The sequence below is a fragment of the Brevundimonas sp. GW821-FHT09G01 genome, assembly GCF_059416065.1.
This window is the reverse complement of record NZ_JBWKOL010000003.1, coordinates 205,037-224,162: the sequence shown is the minus strand read 5'-3', so window position 1 is coordinate 224,162 and position 19,126 is coordinate 205,037. Positions and strand designations below refer to the sequence as shown.

19 protein-coding genes are annotated in these 19,126 nt (G+C 70.6%); 12 read left to right on the top strand and 7 right to left on the bottom strand.

Translation table 11 applies throughout. The features are described from left to right. Positions 1-40: 40 nt before the first annotated feature. From AC07NB_RS08505 to AC07NB_RS08495, 3 genes are read right to left on the bottom strand one after another with little or no spacing between them, the layout of a single operon-like run. Positions 41-637, bottom strand: coding sequence for a TetR/AcrR family transcriptional regulator (locus tag AC07NB_RS08505; RefSeq protein ID WP_291835856.1), 597 nt, complete (start codon positions 635-637; stop codon positions 41-43). Continuing rightward, positions 637-2,229: a DHA2 family efflux MFS transporter permease subunit gene (locus tag AC07NB_RS08500; RefSeq protein ID WP_494570443.1), complete on the bottom strand. Its 1,593-nt coding sequence runs from the start codon at positions 2,227-2,229 to the stop codon at positions 637-639. The genes AC07NB_RS08505 and AC07NB_RS08500 overlap by 1 nt, the downstream gene beginning before the upstream one ends. A gap of 29 nt (positions 2,230-2,258) precedes the next feature. Next, positions 2,259-3,368 carry an HlyD family secretion protein gene (locus AC07NB_RS08495; protein WP_492311850.1) on the bottom strand — a complete coding sequence of 370 codons (1,110 nt, stop codon included), beginning with the start codon at positions 3,366-3,368 and terminating at the stop codon, positions 2,259-2,261. 196 nt (positions 3,369-3,564) lie between these two features. Here AC07NB_RS08495 and AC07NB_RS08490 point away from each other — a divergent pair, with 196 nt between their 5' ends. Continuing rightward, positions 3,565-4,842: a flavin monoamine oxidase family protein gene (locus AC07NB_RS08490; protein WP_494570444.1), complete on the top strand. Its 1,278-nt coding sequence runs from the start codon at positions 3,565-3,567 to the stop codon at positions 4,840-4,842. After that, on the top strand, positions 4,839-5,579 hold the full coding sequence (nth, locus tag AC07NB_RS08485) for an endonuclease III (protein ID WP_494570445.1): 741 nt from the start codon (positions 4,839-4,841) through the stop codon (positions 5,577-5,579). The genes AC07NB_RS08490 and nth overlap by 4 nt, the downstream gene beginning before the upstream one ends. 115 nt (positions 5,580-5,694) lie before the next feature. Here the strand turns inward: nth and AC07NB_RS08480 are convergent, their stop codons facing one another. After that, the gene (locus AC07NB_RS08480; protein ID WP_494570446.1) at positions 5,695-6,570 is read right to left on the bottom strand and encodes an ATP-grasp domain-containing protein; all 876 of its coding nucleotides are present in this window, start codon (positions 6,568-6,570) and stop codon (positions 5,695-5,697) included. 77 nt (positions 6,571-6,647) lie between these two features. Here AC07NB_RS08480 and AC07NB_RS08475 point away from each other — a divergent pair, with 77 nt between their 5' ends. Next, a complete protein-coding gene (locus AC07NB_RS08475; RefSeq protein ID WP_494570447.1) occupies positions 6,648-7,664 on the top strand; it encodes an adenosine kinase in 1,017 nt (338 codons plus the stop codon). 125 nt (positions 7,665-7,789) lie between these two features. Here the strand turns inward: AC07NB_RS08475 and AC07NB_RS08470 are convergent, their stop codons facing one another. The 3 genes from AC07NB_RS08470 to AC07NB_RS08460 are packed head-to-tail and all read right to left on the bottom strand — an operon-like array spanning position 7,790 to position 9,132. Then, positions 7,790-8,356, bottom strand: a complete 567-nt coding sequence (locus AC07NB_RS08470; protein WP_291836942.1) for a Smr/MutS family protein — start codon at positions 8,354-8,356, stop codon at positions 7,790-7,792. Next, positions 8,353-8,601 (bottom strand): helix-turn-helix domain-containing protein, encoded by a 249-nt coding sequence (locus tag AC07NB_RS08465; protein WP_494570448.1) that lies wholly within the window; start codon positions 8,599-8,601, stop codon positions 8,353-8,355. The genes AC07NB_RS08470 and AC07NB_RS08465 overlap by 4 nt, the downstream gene beginning before the upstream one ends. A gap of 24 nt (positions 8,602-8,625) precedes the next feature. Further along, a complete protein-coding gene (locus tag AC07NB_RS08460; RefSeq protein ID WP_291836939.1) occupies positions 8,626-9,132 on the bottom strand; it encodes a DUF2975 domain-containing protein in 507 nt (168 codons plus the stop codon). 538 nt (positions 9,133-9,670) lie between these two features. Here AC07NB_RS08460 and rdgB point away from each other — a divergent pair. The 9 genes from rdgB (at position 9,671) to AC07NB_RS08415 (ending at position 19,092) form a co-directional block, all read left to right on the top strand. Further along, entirely contained in the window at positions 9,671-10,270 is a 600-nt protein-coding gene (rdgB, locus tag AC07NB_RS08455; protein WP_494570449.1) for an RdgB/HAM1 family non-canonical purine NTP pyrophosphatase, read from the top strand. A 165-nt stretch (positions 10,271-10,435) separates the two neighbouring features. Further along, positions 10,436-11,590, top strand: coding sequence for a radical SAM family heme chaperone HemW (hemW, locus tag AC07NB_RS08450; RefSeq protein WP_291836935.1), 1,155 nt, complete (start codon positions 10,436-10,438; stop codon positions 11,588-11,590). A gap of 247 nt (positions 11,591-11,837) precedes the next feature. After that, the gene (rsmI, locus tag AC07NB_RS08445; protein WP_492311858.1) at positions 11,838-12,710 is read left to right on the top strand and encodes a 16S rRNA (cytidine(1402)-2'-O)-methyltransferase; all 873 of its coding nucleotides are present in this window, start codon (positions 11,838-11,840) and stop codon (positions 12,708-12,710) included. Then, entirely contained in the window at positions 12,707-13,138 is a 432-nt protein-coding gene (locus tag AC07NB_RS08440; protein ID WP_492311859.1) for a YraN family protein, read from the top strand. The genes rsmI and AC07NB_RS08440 overlap by 4 nt, the downstream gene beginning before the upstream one ends. Further along, entirely contained in the window at positions 13,135-13,950 is an 816-nt protein-coding gene (locus AC07NB_RS08435) for a SirB1 family protein (RefSeq protein ID WP_494570450.1), read from the top strand. Before AC07NB_RS08440 ends, AC07NB_RS08435 begins: the two co-directional genes overlap by 4 nt. Before the next feature lie 217 nt (positions 13,951-14,167). Further along, positions 14,168-15,112: a glutathione synthase gene (gshB, locus tag AC07NB_RS08430; protein ID WP_494570451.1), complete on the top strand. Its 945-nt coding sequence runs from the start codon at positions 14,168-14,170 to the stop codon at positions 15,110-15,112. Positions 15,113-15,138: 26 nt separating this feature from the next. Further along, positions 15,139-15,831 (top strand): hypothetical protein, encoded by a 693-nt coding sequence (locus AC07NB_RS08425; protein WP_494570452.1) that lies wholly within the window; start codon positions 15,139-15,141, stop codon positions 15,829-15,831. Positions 15,832-15,901: 70 nt separating this feature from the next. Further along, positions 15,902-17,503 (top strand): YifB family Mg chelatase-like AAA ATPase, encoded by a 1,602-nt coding sequence (locus AC07NB_RS08420; protein ID WP_494570453.1) that lies wholly within the window; start codon positions 15,902-15,904, stop codon positions 17,501-17,503. Positions 17,504-17,547: 44 nt separating this feature from the next. After that, a complete protein-coding gene (locus AC07NB_RS08415) occupies positions 17,548-19,092 on the top strand; it encodes a response regulator (RefSeq protein ID WP_494570454.1) in 1,545 nt (514 codons plus the stop codon). Positions 19,093-19,126 lie beyond the last annotated feature (34 nt).

The following is a 19,126-nucleotide window of genomic DNA, read 5'->3' as shown; positions in this document are numbered from 1 at the left end:
CCGTGAACTGACGGTGCTCTACGCCGATCCCGTCCGCCCGTCACGCCGGGGCGAACGCCCGGATAAAGCGGCGCGCCGTCTCCAGCGCGCGCGCGTCCGGGTCGAACGGCGGCTGGGGCACGCCGAGTATCCCGCGCAGATGGCCGTGGCCCAGGGTCATTCCGGCGAACATCTCGGCGGCGGCCGCCGGATCGGGCACCACCAGCAGGCCCTTCCGGTCCTGTTCGGCCAGCCAGACGGACAGGCGCCTCAGCCCCTCCGCCGGCCCGGCGTCATAGATGGCGTGAGCGACCTCTGGCGCCTGGGGCGAGATCATCGCCACGCCGCGCATAGAGCCCCGGCCGTCCCGGCTGCAGATCTTTTCCAACAGCGCCCGGGCCATGCCGGTCAGCACCGTCTCGGGATCGCCGCCCGACCGCAGCGGCGCGCTGATGGCGTCCGACCGGCGCGAGGCCAACGCGCGGGCCATCTCCACCCGGGACGGGAAGCGGTTGTACAGCGTCTGGCGCGAGACCCCGGCCTTGCGCGCGATGGCCTCCATCGACACCCCCGCGCCCTTCTCGGAGAACAGGGCGAAGGCCGCGTCCAGAATGGCCTCGGTCTTGGTCTCGTCGACCTGTCCGACAACGCGCGGCATCAGTGTGCGTCCGCCGGCGGGGCCGCGCCCGTGCCCGGCTTTACCGGCTTGGCCAGCAGGGTCACGAAGGCCGCGGCGGCGCAGCCGATAGCCAGCATGGCGAAGGCGTCGCCGAAGGCCAGCGTCGTCGCCTGCAGCTGCAGCATGCCATAGACCGCCTTCATCGAGGCGCCTGCGGGATCGATCGAGCCCGCGAACCGGTCCTGCATCCCCGCCAGCATGCCCTGCATGCCCGCGTTGGTGTTCTGGATATTCTGGGTCAGCTCGCTCATGTGCAGGGCGGTGTTGGTCGTCAGCGAGGTGTTCAGCAGAGCCAGGCCCACCGCCCCACCGACGTTGCGGAACAGGTTCACCAGCCCCGAGGCGTTCTTCACCATGTGCGGCGGCAGGGTCGACATGGTCACCTGCTGCGAGGCGATCATGGCGATCATCACGCCGACGCCGCGCAGCGCCTGCACGCCCGCGAACTGCCAGAAGCCCCACTGGTCGGTGACCGCATGGGCGTCCCACATGCCCCAGGCGCACATCATGAAGCCGCCGAACATCAGGATGCGCGGATCGACCGCCCGCACCAGACGGCCGGCGAACGGGCCGGTGGCGAACATGGCCAGGCCGGACACCACCATGGTCGTGCCGACCTCGGCCGCCGAATAATGGCGCACCCGGCCCAGGAAGAGCGGCAGCAGGAAGGTCCCGCCGAACAGGGCCAGGCCGACGGTGAAGGTCATCACCACCCCGACGAAGAAGTTGCGGTTCGCGAACGCCCGCAGCTCCACGATCGGGTTGTAGTAGGTCAGCGTCCGCCAGATGAAGGCCGGTCCGGTGACGGCGACGACGACGGCGAGCAGCAGGATCTGGTCGTCGGCGAACCAGTCGTTCTTGGCCCCCTCCTCCAGCACGAACTGCAAGCTCATCAGGAAGGTCGCCATCAGGGCCAGTCCGAACCAGTCGAAACCCTTGGACAGCGACGGGTCGCCCTTGTCGAAATTGGCGTAACGGCTGACCAGGAACAGCACCAGCATGCCCGGAGGCACATTGATGAAGAACAGCCAGCGCCAGCTGAGCTGCTCGGTCAGGTGGCCGCCCAGCGTCGGCCCGATGGTCGGGGCCAGAGTCACGATCAGGCCCATGATCACGCTGGCCGTCACGCGCTGCGCGGGCGGGAAGGCGGTGAAGGCCACCGCGAAGACGGTCGGGATCATGGCCCCGCCGACGAAGCCCTGGACGGCCCGGAAGAAGATCATCTGCTCGACCGACCCGGACAGGCCGACCGCGACGCTCATCAGGATGAAGCCCGAACAGGACAGCAGGAAGACCCGCTGCGTCCCCCATAGCCGCGACAGATATCCCGACAGGGGGATCATCACGACCTCGGGGATCAGATAGGCGGTCTGGATCCAGCTGATCTCGTCCGCCGAGGCGCCCACGCCCGCCTGGATCTGCGGCAGGGACGAGGCGACGATCTGGATGTCCAGGATGGCCATGAACTGGCCGATCACCATCCCGGCGAAGCCGAGCAGGAGGATCGTCCAGTTGACCTGCGGCGCCGCGGGGGCGGGCGCCGAAGTCTGTGCGACGGACTGGGACGTCATGGTTCAACCTTCCCCAGGAGGGGAGAAAATCACTGCGCCGTCGCGGTCGGGGCGGCGGCGGTCTGGATCGCGCCCGCGGCGGACTCGGCGAAGGTCAGGCCGCCCTCGCTCTTCAGATCGACCTTGACCTCGACCGACAGGCCGGGACGCAGGGCCGCGCCCTCGCGCCGGTCGACCCGGATGCGGACCGGGATGCGCTGGGTGATCTTGGTGAAGTTGCCGGTGGCGTTCTCGACCGGGATGAGGGCGAACTCCGAGCCGGTGGCCGGGGCGAAGCTGTCGATATGGCCGACCAGCGGCTCGCCCTTGAAGGCGTCGGCCTTGATCTCGACCGTCTGGCCGATGCGCAGGCGGCCCAGCTGGGTCTCCTTGAAATTGGCCACCACATAGGTGTCGCCCAGCGGCACGATCGACAGGATGGTCCCGCCCGGACGGACATACTGGCCCACGCGCACGCCGCGCGCGCCGACCACGCCCGCGACGGGCGCGCGGATCACCGTCCGCTCCAGGGCGATGCGGGCCTTGTCGACCTGCGCGCGGGCCTGCTCGACCGAGGCCACCGACTGTTCGCGGGTCGAGCCCAGCACGCCGGCGGCGCGCTGTTCGGCGACCAGGGCGGCCTGGGCTTCGGCGACGCTGGCCTGCGCCGTGCGCACCCCCGCCTGCTCGCTCTCGATGCGTTGCTGCGAGACCCAGCCCTTCTCGGCCAGCTGGCCGTAGCGGTTGACCTGCTGGCGGGCGAGGTCGGCCTGGGCCTGGGCCTGCGTCACGGAGGCGGCGCGGCTGGCGATCAGGGCCTGTTCCTGCTGGGCGCGGGCGTCGACGTTGCTGACCCCGGCCTGAAGCGCGACCAGATTGGCCTCGGCCTGGGCCAGGTTGGCCTTGGCGTCGGCGTCGTCCAGGCGGATCAGCACCTGACCGGCCTCGACGCGCTGGTTGTCGGCGACCAGCACCTCGACCACATAGCCCTCGACCTGCGGGCTCACCTCGGTGGTGTCAGCCTGCACGAAGGCGTTGTCGGTGGCCTCCCACCGCTGCTTGCCCTGCCACCACACGACCCCGCCCACGATCAGGGCGAGGCCCACGATTCCGGCGACGATCAGGGGCAGGCGTTTCTTGACGGCGGGATTCAGAGCCATGTGAAGAATTCTCGAGAGGAGGCGTTCGGGGAGGAACGAGCGCATAAATGGACACAAACGTCCAAAAATCAACTCTGCTCATTTCGACGCCGCAACACGTGATGTTTCGATGTGTGATCGGTCCTGTCGGAGGACGGCGCCTTGAAGCTTTCCGCCGCTTCGGCGACAGGTCGCATACCCATCTGTCAGGACCGCGATGACCGATACCCTCCCCGCCTCCGTCGATGTCGCCGTCATCGGCGCGGGCGCCGCCGGCCTCGCCGCCGCCCGCGCCCTGTCCGGCCGCCCGCTGACCGTCGCCGTGCTGGAGGCGCGCGACCGCATCGGCGGCCGCGCCTGGACCCTGTCGTTCGAGGGCGAGGGCCTCGACATGGGCTGCGGCTGGCTGCACTCCGCCGACGAGAATCCGCTGGCCGCCCTGGTCGAACCCGCCGGCCTGACCGTCGATCGCACCCCGCCCCCCTGGCAGAGCCAGGTCTTCGGTCACGAGGTCACAAGCTCGGAACAGGCCGAGTTCCGCGCCGCCTTCGACGCCTTCGACGACCGCATCGCCCAGGCCGCCGCCCGCGGTCACGAGGGCCCGGCCTCGACCCTGCTGGAGCCCGACTGCCGCTGGAACGGCCGCATGGACGCCATCTCCGGCGCCCTGAACGGCGCGCGTTTCGCCGAGGTCTCCATCCTCGACTACGACGCCTATCGCGACACCGGGATCAACTGGCGGGTCCGCGAGGGCTATGGCCGCCTGATCGAGACCTTGGGCCGCCCGGTCGCGGTGGTCACGGGCTGCCCGGTGCGCCGGATCGACCGCTCGGGACCCGTTCTGCGGCTCGAGACCGACCGGGGCGTGATCGAGGCCCGCGCCGTCATCGTCACCGTCCCCACGGACCTGATCGCGCGCGAGACCCTGCGTTTCGACCCGCCCCTGCCCGACCTGGTCGAGGCCGCGACCTATGTGCCGCTGGGGCTGGCGTCCAAGATGCACATGACGGTCACCAAGGCCGAGGACTTCCCGCCCGACAGCCAGCTGTGGGGCCGCCGCGACACCGGCGACACCGGCGGCTATCACCTGCGCCCCTTCGGCCGTCCGATGATCGAGGGCTACTACGGCGCCGATCTGGCCCGGGGGCTGGAGGCCGAGGGGCAGGCCGGCTTCTTCGCCTTCGCCGTCGATGAGCTGGTCCATCTGCTGGGCTCGGACATGCGCAAGCGGCTGGCCCCGGTCGTGGCCACCATGTGGGGCGCCGATCCCTGGTCTCACGGCGCCTATTCCCACGCCATGCCGGGCCACGCCGACGACCGCCGCAAGCTGAAGGCCCCGGTCGAGAACCGCATCTTCCTCGCCGGCGAAGCCACCGCCGAAGCCTTCTACGGCACCGCCCACGGGGCCTGGATGGAGGGCGAGCGTGCGGCGCGCGAAGCGTTGGCCGCGCTGGGGCTCGATCCCGGCCCGGCTCCCGGAGACGAGGGGGAATGAAGCCGCCCGCCCGCCCCCGTAAGAAGCCCGCCCCCAAACGCCCCGCCGTCATGACCGGCGCGGCCATTCCGATGCTGCGCTGGCCGCCGGACGAGGATCGGGTCGAGACCATCTTCGAGCGGCTGGCGGCCTTCATGCCGGACCCGAAGACCGAGCTGAACTACTCCAACCCCTTCACCTTCGTCGTCGCGGTCGCCCTCTCGGCCCAGGCGACCGACGTCGGGGTCAACAAGGCGACCGACAAGCTGTTCAAGGTCGCCGACACGCCGGAGAAGATGCTGGCGCTCGGGGAAGAGGGTCTGATCCCCTACATCTCCTCGATCGGCCTCTATCGAGGGAAGGCGCGCAACGTCATCGCGCTCAGCCGCATCGTGCTGGAACAGCACGGCGGCGAGATCCCGCTGACCCGCGAGGCGCTGCAGGCCCTGCCCGGCGTCGGGCGCAAGACGGCCAGCGTGGTGCTGAATGAAATGGGCGTCGAACCGGCCATCGCCGTGGACACCCACGTCTTTCGCGTCTCCCATCGTCTGGGGTTGGCCAACGCCGGCACGCCCGACAAGGTCGAGGCCCAGCTGCACCGCATCGTGCCCGAAGAGTGGCTGCCCAAGGCCCACCACTGGCTGATCCTGCACGGCCGCTACACCTGCACGGCGCGCCGGCCGAAATGCAGCGCCTGCGTGATCAGCGACCTGTGCCCGAGCCGGGCGGGGCTGCAGGCGCTGGGCGAGGCGGCTTGAACAGGTGGCGAGTGGCTAGTGGCTGGTATTCGCGGATCTCGGTGGCGGCGGAAGGGCGGCGCTCACGGCGCCGTCGCACTCTGGTGGCCAGCCACTAGCCACTAGCCACTAGCCACTAGCCACTAATCACTTTCCGCACCGCCGCCGCGAAGTTCGCGCCACCGTCCGGCGCGCTGCCCAGATAGAAGTCCGGCTCGATCAGCTCGGCCTCCATCAGCAACCATTGACCGTCCGGCCCGGGAGCCATGTCGATGCGGGCGTAGAGCAGATCCTCGCCGATGGCGGCCAGCGTCGCCTCGGCCAGCGCGAGCGCGCCCTGCGGCGGCTCCGGCAGGGCGATGTACTGTCCGCCGAACTGCACCTGGATGCGGAAGTCGCCGTTCACCGGTCGCTTGTTGACCACGTGGCTCAGCTTGCCGCCGAAGAACAGCAGGCTGGTCTCGCCCTCCGTCTCGATCGACGGCAGATAGGGCTGGATCATCGCCGGCCCCTCGGGCGCGCCCCGCATCGTCTCCCCCCGCGCCAGCCGCAGCGTCTTCCACGCCCCGCCCGAGACGCGCGGCTTGACCACCACCACATCGGTCCCGAAGCGGTCGAAGGCGGCGTCCACGTCGCCTTGCGTCACGCCCTCGACCCAGACGGTGTCCGGCATGGCCACGCCCTTGTCGGCCAGGCGCCCCAGATAGCTCTTGTCCGAGTTCCAGCCGATCACCGCCGCCGGATTGCGCATCGTCACCCCCGCGGCCTCCCAGGTCCGGCAGGCCTGCATCCAGCGTGCGTGGTCGCGGTGATAGCCCCACACGATCAGCGGCAGCACCAGCGGATAACCGGTCAGGCCCGAGGCGTCCGCGATGTAGTCGGTCCACGGCGTCGGCTCGACCGCGACCTCCGCCGCCGCCAGCGCCTGGGACAGCCGTTCCAGCACGCCCGGCCACTGCCCGGCGTATGAGGGATCGGCGGGATCGGGGGTCAGGACGGCGATACGGGTCATGCCGCGCTCATAGCCGTGAAAGTCGTCGCCGTCATGGACCGCTGGCCAATCGGCGTCGTGAGCGCTATGGCGCGCCCATGACCCAGAACCCCACCTATGACGTCATCGCCGTCGGCAACGCCATCGTCGACGTCCTGGCCCCCTGCGAGCCCGCCTTCCTGGACGCCCAGGGCCTGATCGTCGGCTCGATGCAGCTGGTCGATGCGAACCAGAGCGCGGCCCTCTACGCCGCCATGGCCGCGGGGGTCGAGGCCTCGGGCGGCTCGGCGGGCAACACCGTCGCGGGCGTCGGCAGCTTCGGCGGCCGGGCGGCCTATATCGGCAAGGTCGCCGACGACCAGCTGGGCGGGGTCTTCACCCATGACATCCAGGCCGTGGGCGTCCATTTCGAGACCCCGCCGCTGCAAGACGGCGCCGCGACCGGCCACGCCACCGGCGTGTGCATGATCAACGTCACCGCCGACGGCCAGCGCACCATGTGCACCTTCCTGGGCGCCGCCAATCAGCTGACGGTCGCCGACATCGACGCGGACCTGATCGGCGCCTCGGCCATCGTCTATCTGGAAGGCTATCTGTTCGACCCGGCCCCGGCCCGCGCCGCCTTCGAGGCCGCCGCCGCCGCCGCCCACGCCGCGGGCCGCAAGGTCGCCATCACCCTGTCGGACAGCTTCGTCGTGCACCGGTGGCGCGCGGAGCTGCTGGCCTTCATCGAGGCCTCGGCCGACATCGTCCTGGCCAATGAGGCCGAGCTGGCCGCCCTGTTCGAGACCGACGACTTCGACGCCGCCGCCGAACGCCTGGCGTCAATGGTTGACGTGGCCGCCGTCACGCGCGGCGCCGAGGGCTCGGTGGTGATCTCGGGCGACCAGCGCGTCGCCGTCGCCGCCTTCCCGGTCGACAAGGTGGTCGACACCACCGGCGCCGGCGACCAGTACGCCGCCGGCCTGCTGCTGGGCCTCGCCCGCGGCCTGTCGCTGGAGGACGCCGGCAAGCTCGGCTCCCTCGCCGCCTCCGAAGTCATCGCCCACTGGGGCCCGCGTCCGATGACGTCGCTGGAGACGCTGGCTAGGGAAGCTGGGCTCGTTCTGAGCTGACGGAGCCTCGCTGGTGATTAGTGGGTCGATGCGTTCTCGCTCGGAGGCCGCCATGGAACCGCCGTTTCAACCCCCACCCACTAACCACTAACCACTAATCACTTTCCGGCACGCTGCCCGCCGCCTCATCCCCGCCGGATCGTCACATACAGCGCCCCGTCGCCGCCGTGATGGCGCGCGGCTGGCGCGAAACCGGACACCACCGTGCGCAGTCCCGGGGCCTGCAGCCATTCATGCACCGAGGCGCGGATGACGCCGGTCCCGCCGCGGCGGCCCTGCCCGGTCACCACCAGCACCGCGCGATAGCCCCGCGCCTGCGCCCCGATCAGGAAGGCGGTCAGGGCGTCCTGGGCCTGGAACCGGCCATAGCCGTGCAGGTCGATCTTGGCCTCGATCGGATCGCGCTCGCGCGACAGCCGGCGCTGGCGGCGAGGCTCCAGCTCTTCGGGCAGGCCCCGACCGCGTGAGGCGGACGGGGGCGCGACAGGCGCGGCGGCGCCGGGCTTCGGCGGCTTGACGAATTTCGGCGGCGACTTGGCGGGGGTCTTCGGATGGGGCGCGGCGGGCGGATCGGCCTCCACCGCGCCGGGCGTGACGCGCAGCGCCTTCTTGGCGACCTTCTCCTTCACCGAGCCGGAAACCCGGGCCCAGATGCGGCGGTCCTCGGGGCTCAGGTCGGCCCGGCGGCTCATGAGGTCCCGTCGGCGTCCTCGTCGGCGCCCAGGTCCTGCGGACCCGGCGACCAGGCCAGCAGGTCGCCCGGCTGGCAGTTCAGCTCGCGGCACAGGGCGTCCAGGGTCGTGAAGCGGATGGCCCGCGCCTTGCCGGTCTTCAGGATCGACAGATTGGCCAGGGTCACGCCCACGCGATCGGCGAGCTCGGTCAGCGACATGCGCCGTTCGACGAGGATGCGATCAAGCTGGACGCGGATGGCCATGGGGACTGCTCTAACTCAACAGGATCAGATCGTCAGGTCGGATTCGCGGCGCAGGCGGGCGCCTTCGCGGAACACTTCGGCCAGCACGAACACGACCAGAACGGAGAAGGCGGGGGTGACCAGGTCGAACAGGCTCGGCGGCTCCAGCGCGCCGCGCACCAGGCGCGACACCAGGGTCTGGCCCACCCAGGCGCCCCCGGTCACGGTGGCCAGGGTCAGGCCGATCTGCTTCAGGCGGCTGACGTTGGCGGGCTGGAAGGGATCCCCGATGCGCAGGGTGTGCACGATCACCTTCAGGTGGCGCAGGATCAGGGCGAAGCCGCCCAGATAGCCGACGAAGGCGCCCAGGCCGAACAGCAGATAGGCGCGCGGCACGGGCACGCGCGTGCCTTCATCGCCGGTGGTGGCGGTCAGACCCATCGGGCCCATCGGCACGAAGGCCACGAAGATGAAGGCGAGGACGGCGGCCAGGGTGGCCAGGGCCAGGGCCCAGAAGGCGGCGCGCAGCGCAACGCCCAGAAGTCTTGTCATCGATCCGGCGCGAAGGCCCGGCAGGGCGGGGGCGCGGACGGAAGGCAGGCGAAACCCGAGTGATGACGGCTTCGGGAAACGCATGGATCGGCCTTTCTCAGACCGGATGTCGGGGCGCGATCGCCGCGCGGGGTCCGGTGAACCCACGCGCGGGCTTATTATTCGCGTTTGTCATGCGGATCGTCAAAGCTCCCGACCGGGGTCGATCAGAAGAACTGGACGAGGGTCGCAACGAAGGCCGTCGGCATGGCGGCGAGCAGGAAGGCGTTCAGGACGCCGTGGCCGACCTTTTCGATGAAGTAGGAAGCGTTCATGGTGTTCATAGTCGTTCTCCGTCAGTCCTGAGTGAGGGATGTTTTCACCCCTCTTTCGTTGATCCGCTGGATCGATCTTGCCGGGGAAGGCCTTGACCGGGGAACGTTGCGGCGTCCGTTCTTGAGATAATAGATAGGCCGTGCCCCGGGGTAAGTCATGTTACATATCGTTTAACGATATTAAACTTGTGCAATGAATCATTACAGCGTCGCTTGAGGTCAAAATGTTGAAACTTGTCAAAGGGATGCGCATTCTCGCGGCGACCCACAACCCGGGCAAGGTTCCCGAGATCGAGGCGCTTCTCGGCGGACATTACGAGGTGGTCACCGCCGGCGGCCTGAATCTGCCCGAACCGGACGAGACCGAGAGCACTTTCGTCGGCAACGCCCTGCTCAAGGCGCGTCACGCGGCGGATCTGTCGGGCGAGGTCTCGCTGGCCGACGACTCCGGCCTGTCGGTCGCGGCGCTGGACGGGGCGCCGGGCATCTTTTCCGCCCGTTGGGTCGGACCGGACAAGGATTTCGCCTTCGCCATGCGCCGCGTGGAAGAAAGGCTCGAGGAAATCCGTTCCGACGACAGGCGCGCCTGGTTCACCTCGGCCCTCGCGGTCGCCTGGCCCAACGGCCCCGCCGTGGTGGTCGAGGGCCAGGTCCACGGCCTGCTGACCTTCCCCCCGCGCGGCGACCGCGGCTTCGGCTACGACCCCATCTTCATCCCCGAGGGCCAGACCCAGACCTTCGGCGAGCTGGACCCGGCGCTGAAGGACAGCCTCAGCCACCGCGCGCGGGCGTTCGAGAAGCTGAAGGCGGCTCTGATCGACTGATACGGCGTCTCCCTCCCCTTCTGGGGAGGGTGGCCGAGCGAAGCGAGGTCGGGTGGGGAGCCGTCGCACTGACGGACCACCCCGCCATCCCCACCCTGTCGTCGCTTGCGCGCCGACGTCCCTCCCCGCTTCGGGGGAGGGAGATGAATAGTGTAGACCCCGTCCATGCCCCCCCACCCCGGCAATGACGTCGCCCTCTACGTCCACTGGCCCTACTGCGCCCGGATCTGTCCCTATTGCGACTTCAACGTCGTACGTGACCGCGGCCGGACGGAGGAGCAGGCCGCCCTCGCCGACGCCATCGTCTCCGACCTTGAGGCCCAGGCGGCCCTGACCGGTCCGCGCCGCCTCGCCTCCATCTTCTTCGGCGGCGGCACGCCCTCGCTGATGGATCCCGACGACGTCGCCCGGGTCATCGCCCGGGCGCAGACCCTGTTCGAACCGCGCGGCCCCATCGAGATCACGCTGGAGGCCAATCCCACCGACGCGGAGGCCGGCCGCTTCGCCGCCCTGGCCGACGCCGGGATCAACCGCCTGTCCATGGGGGTGCAGGCCCTGGACGACGCGGCCCTGACGATGCTGGGCCGCAATCATTCCGCCGCCGAGGCCCGCCGCGCCGTGGCCCTGGCCGCCCGCGCCTTCCCGCGCCTGTCCATCGACCTGATCTACGCCCGCCCCGGCCAGACCATCGGCGGCTGGCGCGCGGAACTGACCGAGGCCCTGGACCTCGGCTTCGAGCACGTCTCGCCCTACCAGCTGACCATCGAGCCCGCGACCGCCTTCGGCCGCGCCTTCGCCCGGGGGACCCTGGTCCCGCCCGACGAGGACCTGGCCGCCGAACTCTATGAGACCACGCAAGGCCTGCTCGAGGCCGCGGGCTTCGACGCCTATGAGGTCTCCAACCACGCCCGGGGCGAGGCGGCCCGCTCGGCCCACAACCTCCATGTCTGGCGCGGCGGCGACTATGTCGGCGTCGGCCCCGGCGCCCACGGCCGCCTGACCCTGGACGGCGTCCGCACCGCCACCGTCGCCCATCGCGGCCTCGCCGACTACATCGCTGGGGTCGCCTCGGCCTCGCCCTGGAGCGAGCGCGACGGCCAGTCCCCCGTCGAGGCCGCCGAGGAGCGCATCCTGCTGGGCCTGCGCACTGTCGAGGGCGTCGCCCTGACGGACCTGGAGGCGCTGGACCTGACGCCGGAGACCGGCCGCTTCGCCGACCTGCTCGCCGACGGCTTCCTCGTTCGCCAGGGCGACCGCATCGCCGCCACCGCCACCGGCCGGCCTCTGCTGGATGCCGTGCTGAAGGCGCTGCTGACCTGATCGCTCCTGCGTCCGTTTCTGGCGTACCGCCCCGGTAGACTGGCCTCTCCGGTCCTTGAAAATCAAACAGCGACGCTCGAGTTGAACCCCGAGCGCGATACTCCGCCTCAGGCGAATTTGTGCACGATGTGCACTCCATTTTTTCCGAGTGCGCTTTTCGCTCCCGGCCGTATCGGAAGTTTCGGCATGATGGGGTTTCGGCATTTTTCCCCTGACAGGGCCAGGCCTGTCAGGCACGGTCCCGCCGATGCCTGATCCGTCCGTCTTCCCGCCGACCGCCCCGCCTCCGCGCACTGTCGCGCCCGGCCTCTATCTGGTGGCGACGCCGATCGGGAACCTGCGCGACATGACTCTGCGGGCGCTCGACGTGCTGGCCGCCGCCGATCTGGTGCTGGCCGAGGACACCCGCGTCACCGCCAAGCTGCTGTCGGCCTATGGACTGAAGGCGAAGCTGGAGCGCTGCGACGACCACGCCTCGGAGCGCGCCGCCGAACTGGCCGTCGAACGGCTCAGGGACGGCGCCGTCGTCGCCCTGGTCTCGGACGCCGGCACCCCGCTGATCTCGGACCCCGGCTTTGTCGTCGCCCGCGCCGTCCTGGCCGAGGGCCTGCCGGTGCATCCGATCCCCGGCGCCTCCAGCCTGCTGGCCGCCCTGTGCATCGCCGGCCTGCCCGCCGACCGCGTCCTGTTCGCCGGCTTCCTGCCGCCCAAGTCGGGCGCCCGCCGCACCGCGCTGGAGGAGGTCCGCACCGGCCGCCAGACGCTGGTCTTCTTCGAGAGCGGACCCCGCCTCGCCGACAGCCTGGCCGACATGGCCGCCGTGCTCGGACCCCGCCCCGCCGCCGTCGCCCGCGAGCTGACCAAGCTGTACGAAGAATGCGTGCGCGGGACCCTGGCCGACCTGGCCGTCGACCCCCGCTGCCAGTCGCCCAAGGGCGAGATCGTCATTGTCGTAGGTCCCGGCGAGGCCGAGGTCGCCTCCGAGGCCGACGCCGACGCCGCCCTGAAGGAGGCCATGACCCGGCTGCCGCCCGGCGAAGCCGCCGCCGAGGTGTCCAGGGCGCTGAACCTGCCCCGCAAGCCGCTCTACAAGCGGGCGCTGGAGCTTCAGGGCCGGTGACCGCGAAACGACCCTCGGTCCGCCTCAAGGCGCCGAAGGTCGTCAGGGCTCCGCGCGGCTGGCGCGTCAGCCTGGGCCGACTGTCCCACCGGCTGGGCCATCGCTCCGAATGGCTGGCGGCGGCCCTGCTGATGCTCAAGGGCTATCAGATCCTCGGCTTCCGGCTGAAGACCCGCGCCGGAGAGATAGACCTCCTGGCTCGCCGCGGCCGCACCCTGGCCGTGGTCGAGGTCAAGCGCCGATCAACCATGGATCAGGCGCTGGCCGCCCTCGGACCGGACCAGTACGCCCGCCTGCTCGCCGCCGGACGGGCGGTGTTGCGCCAAAGACCCAGCTTGGCCGGGCATCTGTTGCGGATCGATATTGTGGCGCTGGCCCCCCGCCGCTTTCCGCGCCATCGTCGGGACGTGAACCGGGGGCGGGCATGACACGCGACGAGGCCGAACAGGGGCTGACGGAAGCCGGCTTGGCCGATGACGACGACTTCCCCTTGCTGGAAGCGGCCATCGCCTGCGCCATCCATGACTATCCCTTCCGCGAGGCCGAGCCGGTCCGGCTGCTGGCCGCCCACGCCGCCGAACGCCTGTCCGAGCGTCTGCCCAGCGAGGGACCGGAGGACGCCCTGGCCGAGACCTTGGCCGGCGACCTTCGACTGAACGGCGACCTGATCAACTATGATCACGTCGGCAACACCGACATCATCGACGTGGCGGAGCGCCGCCGGGGCTTGTCCGCCGCGCTGGCCGTCTTCTACCTCGACGCCGCCCGCCGCGCCGGGATCAAGGCCCAGGGCGTCGACTTCCCCGGCCACTTCCTGCTGCGGATCGAGACGCCGGAAGGGCCGGTGGCGCTGGACCCCTTCAGCCAGGGCCGGCTGGTCCTGCCGTCCGAGCTGACCCGGCGCGCGCTTCGAGCCGGACTGACCCCCCATGTCGCCGACCGCCTCGACGTGCTGATGGCTCCAGTCAGCGACCGCCAGGCCCTGATCCGGCTGCAGAACCTGCTCTTCATCCGCGCCATCAAGGTTCAGGACTATGAGAGCGCCGAGCGCTCGGCCCTGCGCCGCGCCCTGCTGGATCCCGAGGACCACCGCCCGTGGCTCGACGTCGCCGCCGCCCGCGAGAAGCAGGGCGCGCTGGCCGGAGCGCTGGAGGCCCTGTCCCACGCCCGCACCCTGGACGATCCCGGCGAAGTCCGCCGCCGCATGTCGGTGGACCGGGTGCGGCTGCAGCTGAACTGACGAGCTCGCCGGGTGGGGAGCAGAGCCCAGCTAGTGATTGGTGGTTAGTGATGAGTGGTTCGATGCGTCCTCGGTCCGGGGATCGTCCTGGAACCGGCGGTTCAGCCGCCACCCCCTAATCACTAACCACCAATCACTTCCCCGCTCCGGCCCCAAAGGGTTGCGCCCAGCCTCGCGGCCACCCATTAGCCAAGCTGCCCAACCGGAAGGACAGCTCATGCTGAAGGTCGCGATCCAGATGGACCCCATCGAAGGGGTCAACATTGAGTCGGACACCACCTGGCTGCAGGCCATGGAGGCCCAGGACCGGGGCTATCCGGTCTGGGTCTATGACTTCCGCACCCTGGCGCTGGAGGACGGCGTCCTGTTCTGCCGCGCCCGCCCGGTGACCCTGAAGCAGGTGGTCGGCGATCATGTGGCGTTCGGCGACGAGGTGAAGCTGGACCTGTCCAAGGACGTCGACGTCATCCTGATGCGCCAGGATCCGCCGTTCGACATGGCCTATGTCACCGCCACCTATCTTCTGGAGACGGTGCACCCCAAGACCCTGGTCGTGAACGATCCGGCCGAGGTGCGCTCCGCGCCCGAGAAGCTGCTGGTCACCCACTTCCCCGGCCTGACCCCGCCGACCCTGATCAGCTCGGATCCCGTCGCCCTCGTCGATTTCCACGAGCGGCACGGCGACGTGGTGCTGAAGCCGCTGCACGGCGCGGCGGGTTCGGGCGTGGTCAAGCTGAAGGCCGGCGACCCCAACCTCGAGGCCCTGATCGAGATCCACGCCACCGGCAGCCGCGATCCGCTGGTGATCCAGAAATTCATCCCCGCCGTCTCCAAGGGCGACAAGCGCATCATCCTGATCGACGGCGAGCCCGTCGGCGCCATCAACCGCATCCCGGCCAAGGATCAGGTCCGCTCCAACCTGCGCGTCGGCGGCACGGCGGCCCCGGTCGAGCTGACCCCGCGCGACCTGGAGATCTGCAAGGCCATCGGCCCCACGCTGAAGGCGCGCGGCCTGATCTTCGTCGGCATCGACGTGATCGGCGACTATCTGACCGAGATCAACGTCACCTCCCCCACCGGCGCCCAGCAGCTGCTGCGCTTCACCGGGATCAATGCGGCGGCCCTGATGTGGGACGCCATCGAGAAGAAGCGCGGGGCCTGAGCCTTGCCGTTGGGAAGCTCCAGTTCATGAAGTCCGTCGCCGTCGCCGCCCTGCTGTTCGCCGTCCTTCCCGTCGTTCCGGCCGAGGCGCAGGACACAGCGCCCCAGGGCCCGCGCCGCCCCTCGGTGGAGGCCCTGCGCTCGATCATCGTCACGCAGGAGCCCGAGGTCCGGGTCGCGGCCGTGGATCAAGACCGCATCACCGCCCGCCGCATCGACATCGTCGGCGAGGACGGCGTGATACGCATGACCCTCGCCGCCGACACCCCGGCCCCGATCATCGACGGCATCCAGTATCGGCGCGCCTTCGGGGTCGCGGGCCTGATACTCTATGACGAGAACGGCAGCGAACGCGGCGGTTTCGGCGTCGCCGACGTGGACGGCGGATTGGCCGTTCTGGCTCTCGACCATCCGGCCATGGACGCCATCGGCTGGCGGGTGTCGCCCGACGGCTCCGTCAACTTCACCATCAATCAGGCCCCGCCCCTGATCCGCGAACCGGCGCTGGACAACCGTCTCGTCCCGGGCGTCCAGACCTCGACACGGATTCGACTGAGCGTGGCCGCGGACGGCGCTCCCTCCGTCGCCCTCGCCGACAAGGACGACCGCACCCGGGTCCGCATGACGGTCACGCCGGAAGGCTATGGAGCCATCGAATTCCTGAACGCGGAAGGCGAGGTCATTCACACGCTCGCCCCTGAGGCGGATCTGCGCCGCTGACGGCATAACGCCGCTCTTGCAAAGGTTGTCAGTTCGTGTTTCGTTCTTTCCCGGATAGCGGGAGGAAACGATGCACGCCAGCGTCGTCACGGTGGCTTTCGAAGGCGTCGACGCCCGGCGGGTCGATGTGCAGGTGTCGCAGCTGCATTCGGGGAACGAGGGCAGCTTCACCCTCGTCGGCCTCGCCGACAAGGCGGTGGCCGAGAGCCGGGAAAGGGTGCGGGGCGCCTTCGCGGGCATCGGGCTGGCCCTGCCGTCCATGCGGATCATCGCCAATCTCGCGCCGGCGGACCTGCGCAAGGAAGGCAATCATTTCGACCTGCCCATAGCCCTGGCCCTGCTGGCCTCGATGGGGGTCGTCCCGCCCGACGCCCTGTCCGGCTGGGCCGCCATCGGCGAGCTGGGGCTGGACGGGCGGATCGCGCCGGTGGGCGGGACCCTGCCCGCCGCGGTCGCCGCCGACGCCCTGGGGCTGGGCCTGATCTGTCCGGAGGCCAACGGGCCGGAAGCCGCCTGGGCGGGCGATGTGGCGGTGCTGGCCCCGCGCTCGCTGATCGCCCTGGTCAACCACTTCAAGGGAACCCAGGTGCTGCGCCGGCCCGAGCCGGGGGCGATGCGGTCAGGCGACCGCATCCCCGACCTGCGCGAGGTCAAGGGGCAGGAAAGCGCCAAGCGGGCGTTGGAGATCGCCGCGGCGGGAGGCCACAACCTGCTCTTCGTCGGCCCGCCGGGCTCGGGCAAGTCGATGATGGCGGCGCGCCTGCCCGGCCTGTTGCCGCCGCTGACGCCCAAGGAACTGCTGGAGACCTCGATGGTCTGGTCGGTGGCCGGGCTTATCGAGCGCGGCGCCCTGACCCGCGACCGGCCGTTCCGGGCTCCGCACCATTCGGCCTCCATGGCCGCCCTGACCGGCGGCGGCCTGCGGGCCAAGCCGGGCGAGGCGTCTCTGGCCCACAACGGGGTCCTCTTCCTGGATGAACTGCCGGAATACAGCGCCCAGGCGCTCGACTCCCTGCGGCAACCGCTGGAGACGGGCGAGATCGTGGTCGCCCGCGCCAACGCCCACGTCCGCTACCCGGCGCGGTTCCAGCTGATCGCGGCCATGAACCCCTGCCGTTGCGGGATGGGCGGGGCCGGGCGCGGGGCCTGCGGCAAGGCCCCGCGCTGCCAGCGCGACTACCGCAACCGCATCTCCGGCCCGATGTTCGACCGCATCGACCTGACGGTGGAGACGCCGCCGGTGACCGCATCGGACATGGCCCTGCCGCCGCCCGCCGAAGGCACGGCCGAGGCCGCGGCCCGGGTGCTGACCGCCCGTCTGATGCAGGCGGACAGGCTGCGCGCCGCCGGGATCGATCCCGAGACGGCGCAGGATCAGGCCGTCAACGCCCGCGCCTCGGGCGAGACGCTGGACCGCTTCGCCACCCCCGATGAGCCAGGCCGGGCCCTGCTGATGAAGGCGGGGGAAGTCGGCGGTCTGACAGCGCGCGGCTGGACCCGGACGCTCCGGCTGGCCCGCACCATCGCCGACCTGGACGGCTGCGACGGCGTGTTGCGCCGCCATGTGGCCGAAGCCCTGATCTATCGCCGCAACACCACCGAGGCCGAAGGCGCCTTCGAGGCCCGCCGCGCCGAGACCCCGACCCCGTTCGCGCCGACCGCCGCGTGGTGATGTCTTAACGTCTTCAGGGCAGGCTGTGCTTGAGGGAGACAGGCATGGCGCGGCGACGGACGGACAAGGCGACGACGGCGACAGCTCCGCAGGCGGCGGGCGGGGCGTCGGCGGAACAGCAGTTCCTGCGCCTCATGAGCCACGAGATGCGCACGCCCCTGAACGGCGTGATCGGCATGCTGGGCCTGCTGTCCCGCACCCGGCTGGACGGCGCCCAGCGCGCCTACGCCGAGGCCGCGCGGTCGTCCGCCGAACACCTGCTGGGCCTGGTCAACGACCTGCTGGACTACGCCCGGCTGGAGGCCGGCAAGCTGGAGTTCGACGCCGCCCCGGTCGATCTGGAATCCCTGGTGCGCGGCGTCGCCGAACTGCTGAGCCCCCGCGCCCACGAGCGCGGCCTCGAGATCGCCTGGTCGGTCGCCGCCGACGCCCCCGACGTCCTGGCCGACGAGGGCCGGCTGCGTCAGGTGCTGTTCAACCTGGCCGGCAACGCCGTCAAATTCACTGCCCAGGGCGGGGTCCGCATCGCCGTGGAGCGCGCCGGCGGGACCGCCGGCAAGCCGCGCCTGGCCTTCATCATCGACGACACCGGCCCGGGCGTCCCGGCCGAGGCGCGCGAGCGCATCTTCGAGGAATTCGGCCACGTCGACGCCACCGACGCCAGCCGCTTCGGCGGCGCCGGCCTCGGCCTGGCCGTGGTGCGCAAACTGGCGGCCGCCATGGACGGCTCGGTCTCGGTCAGCGACCGGCCCGACGGCCCCGGCGCCCGCTTCCACTTCGAGGCCGCCTTCGACGCCGCGCCCGACGCCGAGCGCGGTCGCCCGCTGGCCGGACAGGTGGTCAGCGTCATCAGCCCCGATCCTTTCGTGCGGCGCACCGCCGTGGCCCAGATCGAGGCCTCGGGCGGGGCGGTCGTGGACGGCGCGTCCGTCGTCCTCATCGACCACGCGGCGCGCGAAAGCGCCCACGGCCTGGCCGTCCGCCCCGCCGACAGCCGCGCCGTGGTCCTGCTCAAGCCGTCCGAGCGCGACCTCATCGCCCGTTACCGGTCCGCCGGCTTCCACGGCTATCTGATCAAGCCGCTGCGCCGCGCCTCGCTGGCCGAGCGGGTGCTGGCCGCCGCCGGCAGCCAGACCGCCCGCCTGCCCGGCCCTCCGCCCGCCCCTCTTGCCGACGACGACCGCGTCCTGCCCGGCCGTTTCTCGGGCACGCGGGTCCTGCTGGTCGAGGACAATCCCGTCGGCGCCCTGCTGGCCTCGACCCTGCTCAAGCGCGAGGGCTGCGCCGTCGAGACCGCCGCCAGCGGCGACGAGGCGCTGGAGGCCATGAAGCGGGCCCGCTACGACCTGGTCTTCATGGACATGCGCATGCCCGGCATGGACGGTCCGACCGCCGCCCGCGAGCTGCGCGCCCGCGGCGACCGGACCCCCATCGTCGCCCTGACCGCCAACGCCTTCGCCGAGGACCGCAAGGCCTGCCTCGAGGCGGGGATGAACGACCATCTGGTCAAGCCGCTGGAGCTGGAGTCGCTGCGCTCCGCCCTCAGCCGCTGGACGAACCGCGAAGTCCGCGCCAAGGTCGCCGTCTGATTTGACGACGCCGTAATTCGCAAGAGTTGGGGGG

What these genes read in the sequence shown, in the direction of transcription:
- AC07NB_RS08505 (WP_291835856.1), bottom strand. Translation starts at nt 637, where the DNA reads ATGCCGCGCGTTGTCGGACAGGTCGACGAGACCAAGACCGAGGCCATT.
- AC07NB_RS08500 (WP_494570443.1), bottom strand. Translation starts at nt 2,229, where the DNA reads ATGACGTCCCAGTCCGTCGCACAGACTTCGGCGCCCGCCCCCGCGGCG.
- AC07NB_RS08495 (WP_492311850.1), bottom strand. Translation starts at nt 3,368, where the DNA reads ATGGCTCTGAATCCCGCCGTCAAGAAACGCCTGCCCCTGATCGTCGCC.
- AC07NB_RS08490 (WP_494570444.1), top strand. Translation starts at nt 3,565, where the DNA reads ATGACCGATACCCTCCCCGCCTCCGTCGATGTCGCCGTCATCGGCGCG.
- nth (WP_494570445.1), top strand. Translation starts at nt 4,839, where the DNA reads ATGAAGCCGCCCGCCCGCCCCCGTAAGAAGCCCGCCCCCAAACGCCCC.
- AC07NB_RS08480 (WP_494570446.1), bottom strand. Translation starts at nt 6,570, where the DNA reads ATGACCCGTATCGCCGTCCTGACCCCCGATCCCGCCGATCCCTCATAC.
- AC07NB_RS08475 (WP_494570447.1), top strand. Translation starts at nt 6,648, where the DNA reads ATGACCCAGAACCCCACCTATGACGTCATCGCCGTCGGCAACGCCATC.
- AC07NB_RS08470 (WP_291836942.1), bottom strand. Translation starts at nt 8,356, where the DNA reads ATGAGCCGCCGGGCCGACCTGAGCCCCGAGGACCGCCGCATCTGGGCC.
- AC07NB_RS08465 (WP_494570448.1), bottom strand. Translation starts at nt 8,601, where the DNA reads ATGGCCATCCGCGTCCAGCTTGATCGCATCCTCGTCGAACGGCGCATG.
- AC07NB_RS08460 (WP_291836939.1), bottom strand. Translation starts at nt 9,132, where the DNA reads ATGACAAGACTTCTGGGCGTTGCGCTGCGCGCCGCCTTCTGGGCCCTG.
- rdgB (WP_494570449.1), top strand. Translation starts at nt 9,671, where the DNA reads ATGTTGAAACTTGTCAAAGGGATGCGCATTCTCGCGGCGACCCACAAC.
- hemW (WP_291836935.1), top strand. Translation starts at nt 10,436, where the DNA reads ATGCCCCCCCACCCCGGCAATGACGTCGCCCTCTACGTCCACTGGCCC.
- rsmI (WP_492311858.1), top strand. Translation starts at nt 11,838, where the DNA reads ATGCCTGATCCGTCCGTCTTCCCGCCGACCGCCCCGCCTCCGCGCACT.
- AC07NB_RS08435 (WP_494570450.1), top strand. Translation starts at nt 13,135, where the DNA reads ATGACACGCGACGAGGCCGAACAGGGGCTGACGGAAGCCGGCTTGGCC.
- gshB (WP_494570451.1), top strand. Translation starts at nt 14,168, where the DNA reads ATGCTGAAGGTCGCGATCCAGATGGACCCCATCGAAGGGGTCAACATT.
- AC07NB_RS08425 (WP_494570452.1), top strand. Translation starts at nt 15,139, where the DNA reads ATGAAGTCCGTCGCCGTCGCCGCCCTGCTGTTCGCCGTCCTTCCCGTC.
- AC07NB_RS08420 (WP_494570453.1), top strand. Translation starts at nt 15,902, where the DNA reads ATGCACGCCAGCGTCGTCACGGTGGCTTTCGAAGGCGTCGACGCCCGG.
- AC07NB_RS08415 (WP_494570454.1), top strand. Translation starts at nt 17,548, where the DNA reads ATGGCGCGGCGACGGACGGACAAGGCGACGACGGCGACAGCTCCGCAG.